Here is a 3,733-nt window from a genome sequence, read left to right as displayed (position 1 = left end):
GAGATCCATGCACGCATGGCAGTCTTGAATAAATTCACAGAATTAGGTCGTCCTCATACCCAAGTTGTCTCTTAAATTTGAGTAGCTTAAGGGAGCTCAGCCTTTCAAACCTTTATGCAACAAAGCCGAGCCTAACTGTAAAGCTAATTTTTCTCTTATTTCTTTTTTTGGATAAGAACCTTTGTACAATCGATTCTCTTGTGCTAGATATGCTTTGTGAATAATTCTTTGTATCGCTAACAAGCATTCAGCTAAATCGTAAATACTCACTCCATGCTGATCTAAATCATCCCCTGTAAATTTTATACTTAATAAACTTTTCTCAAATTTTTCATGTGTGTACCAATCCATATTTTTCCTTTAATACATTTTTACAATAATTAGTATAAATAATAATCTAAAAAATAATTCTATAATAAAAAGCCCCCTTTCGGAGGCTTTTATTTTTTTAAAACTAAGACTTATGCTTTAGCTACAACTGGCTTACTCGCATTAATCTTTTCAGATTCACTTTCATTCATAATCAGAGCCACTGCAATTGCGGTAATCAACACAGGTAAACCTACTGCCATAAAGTTAAAATGCGCTGGTAAGTTCATCCCTAGTAAGCCACCAATCAAGATCGGACCTACAATTGCTCCCATACGACCAATCGCAGATGACCAGCCAATCCCTGTTGAACGAACTGCCAATGGATAGTACTGAGCTACGTAGCTATATAACAACATCTGTGAACCAATCGATGCAGCACCTGCCAAGAACACCAAGATGTAAAGTAACAGCATATTCGACTGGAAGCCCATTAAGCTCATCACAATCGCACCCATTAAACCTAAGAACATCAATACTGGTTTTAAATGGTAACGGTCTGCCAAGATACCACCGCCAACGATCCCCACTACCGCACCAACATTCATGACCATCATGAACATTAAGCTATTATCCATTGAGTAGCCCGCAGCCATCATCAATTTCGGTAACCAGCTGCTGAGAGCGTACATGGTTAATAAGCATGTAAAGAATGCAACCCAGAACAACAATGTATTTACAGCGCGACCACGACGGAACAAGCTGACAACAGTTGCCGATTCAGGCTCATCTACTTGATCCAGCTCGAAAGTTGTATCTTTCTCAACTTTTACTTTAGGTTCAATCTTCGCCACGATTTGACGAGCTTCTTCCTGACGATTTTCTTTTACGATGAAAGTTAAAGACTCAGGTAAGAATTTCCAAATAATTGGAAGTAAAAGTAATGGAATACCTGCGATAAAGAACATGATTTCCCAACCAAAACTTGGTGTAAACCATGAACCTAATAATGCAGCCATCACACCACCTACCGCATAACCACTAAACATAGTAGTTACCAAGGTGCTACGCATTTTTTGAGGTGCATATTCTGAGGTCAAAGCCACAAGGTTTGGCATAACACCACCAATCCCTAAACCTGCCAAGAAACGCAAAATACCGAACTCAGTTGGATTGGATGCAAAACCACCCGCAAAGGTTAATCCACTGAATAAAATAATACAGATCATAATGACTTTTTTACGGCCAATCTTATCTGCTAAAGAACCAAAAATCATTGCGCCAAACATCATCCCTGCAAGTGCAGTACTTGCGAGCATGCCTGCTTGAACAGCACTTAAACCCCATTCATCCATCAATAATGGTAAAACTACGCCATTAATTGCTAAGTCATAACCATCAAACAGGATAATGAGTAAACACCAAGCGACAACATTGAAGTGAAATGGTGTGAATTTAGCATGGTCAATAATTTTATTGACGTTCATTGCTTGCTGTGACATTCCTCACCTCCTGTGAGAGATCGTATTTCAATAATCTTTAAGCACGATCCAACCAACTTTGAATTTAATTGTTGTGAGCGACGCATCAAAATCGTGTGCTTAAAGTCTGTGAGGTAAATTTCACATAATTCTGTGTTAATAAAAATTGAACGTTAGTCTAAAATCCAATCAAAATTAGGCTTTTTATCTAAATATCGCATTAGACCAAAGTTAGTTTGACTTATGAAAATCAGTGTTTCCATCATTTTATTGGTAAGTAATGATGATATCTCGCTCAAATACGAATTTATTAAAGTACTTATTTCATTATTATATTTTTCACTTAATTTAATAAAAAACCCCATAGATCAAAATCTATGAGGCCTTGAACAATTAATATAACTTTTTGTCTAATTTAATCTGAATAATTTCATTATCATCAGCAAGTTTTGCATTACGCCCACTTGAACCTGGAAAATTATTGTCATTCAACACTGTGATTAAATCAGGTCCTTCAATCACAATATCTTCAATGGTAAAGAATGGGAAACCAAAACGATCACCCGTCATAATATCGCCCTCTCGTGGCGTACCATATAATAAATTTGGATTCGCAATATCCATTAAATTGACCAAGTCCGTCTTATTAACCAACTGCTTCGGTTCATTCAGTTGTATTCGAACTAATTTCTTAAAACCACCAATATTATTTTCAGTATCATCACGCTCAATTACAATACCTTCATTTTGAGTAAATAACTGGAAATCACCAATTGCTGTTGCTTTAGGGTCGAGCTCAAAATAGTAATGGTCATTTGTATATGCTTTTTTAGCAATATCAAATTTTGAAATTAATAAATGTCTTTGCGCATTCTTGCTTAATGGTTTTTCCAGCATTGGATATAAATATTGACCATCTGGAGAAATAGCCATGCCTTCAAATCCACCACTTCTTTGCACGAGCGCATTTTCTATTTCAGCCGCACTTTGATGAAGTTGATTTTGTGGAGATCGAAGCTCCTCTCCTTCTTTTTCAGGATGAGGCAATGCAATCGGAGCACTCTTTAAGACACCATCAGCACTAAAATGCAGTAAAAATGGACCGAATTCATCTCCGATCCAAATATCACCATTTTTATCACGCTGTATAGATTCCGGATCAAAATCAGCACCTGTTAAAAGGCGTTCTGGCGTACTCTCATTGACAATTTTGAATGGTACTAACTTATTCGGATCACGAAGCTGTATATGAGACAGTACTTTAACGTTATTTGAGTTGGTCTTAGCAGTTCTAAAATCTACTGAAATATTATAAAGACGTAATAGATAGTCTGCTGAGTTATCTTGTGCCCCAAATCCATTATCAGACATTACAAGATACGTTCCATCAGCATTTTTTAATGCCCCAGAAAATCCTTGAACTGGCTGACCTTTAAATGGCGGATAAATACCATTTGCACCTTTAACATAAAGTCCTGAATCTGGTCCATCGGCATAGGTAGCCACATCAAGCTTTGCAAATGAAACAAGTGTAGGTTCCTTTATCTGATTTTGTTGATCTGAGGTGATCTTATCATCAGAATCATTACAACCGCTAAGGGCTAAAAATGACAATAGTACTGTGCTTAAAAGTGTCTTCTTCATAAATCCATATGTATCACTTAAGTAAGGACTCATGATTAAACGGCATGATGGTGTCATTCCTCTGACAGATCAATGAAGATTTGATGAAGGCTTTTATTATTAGTTCCTCACTATATAAAAATCTTTATCAGTGAGTTCTAAGATACATTTCCCTTTATATTTAATTCTTTATTTCAATTTATATATATAAAAAAACACCCCCTTGTATTGAAGGGGGTGTTTAGAATAATGAGCTGGCGATGACTTACTCTCACATGGGTAACCCCACACTACCATCAGCGCTAAGAGGTTTCACTTCT

At 36.7% G+C, this 3,733-nt stretch carries 3 protein-coding genes; all 3 read right to left on the bottom strand.

The features are described from left to right. Positions 1 to 96: 96 nt before the first annotated feature. Positions 97 to 351: a hypothetical protein gene (locus FTV32_RS16015; RefSeq protein ID WP_180029094.1), complete on the bottom strand. Its 255-nt coding sequence runs from the start codon at positions 349 to 351 to the stop codon at positions 97 to 99. A gap of 110 nt (positions 352 to 461) precedes the next feature. Next, on the bottom strand, positions 462 to 1,811 hold the full coding sequence (locus FTV32_RS16010; protein ID WP_180029093.1) for an aromatic acid/H+ symport family MFS transporter: 1,350 nt from the start codon (positions 1,809 to 1,811) through the stop codon (positions 462 to 464). A 372-nt stretch (positions 1,812 to 2,183) separates the two neighbouring features. Next, positions 2,184 to 3,434, bottom strand: a complete 1,251-nt coding sequence (locus FTV32_RS16005; RefSeq protein WP_180029092.1) for an esterase-like activity of phytase family protein — start codon at positions 3,432 to 3,434, stop codon at positions 2,184 to 2,186. Between the last annotated feature and the right edge of the window lie 299 nt (positions 3,435 to 3,733).

This window comes from Acinetobacter sp. YH16032, assembly GCF_013417345.1.
In the GTDB taxonomy this organism is placed as follows: Bacteria; Pseudomonadota; Gammaproteobacteria; order Pseudomonadales; family Moraxellaceae; genus Acinetobacter.
This window is presented reverse-complemented; position numbering and strand designations above follow the sequence as displayed.